Here is a 261-nt window from a genome sequence, read left to right as displayed (position 1 = left end):
TTCGGAAAAACGTCAGAGCAAAACATTACCATGTTACCTTTGAGCCGTTATTCGATGATCCCGGCACAGTTGATCTTTCCGGAATCAATTGGATCGTTGTCGGCACCATGACCGGAGCTCAGAGTAGGAAGATTCATACGGAGCCGGAATGGGCATGGTCTCTGACGGACCAGGCACATAAGCTCGGCATTCCGGTGTTTATGAAGGAAGACCTTGTCCCTATCATAGGGGATGAAAATATGATTCAGGAAATGCCGGAAG

The 261-nt window shown here is 48.3% G+C and carries 1 protein-coding gene; it reads left to right on the top strand.

What is annotated here, in order from left to right:
* On the top strand, positions 1 to 261 hold a 261-nt coding region (locus LJE09_RS19355; RefSeq protein WP_227296455.1), incomplete at both ends, for a DUF5131 family protein.

Source organism: Blautia sp. DFI.3.45, from assembly GCF_020593505.1.
GTDB classification, from domain to species: domain Bacteria; phylum Bacillota; class Clostridia; order Lachnospirales; family Lachnospiraceae; genus Blautia_A; species Blautia_A wexlerae.
The sequence above is the reverse complement of the archived record's forward strand: the minus strand, read 5'-3'. Positions and strand labels throughout refer to the sequence as shown.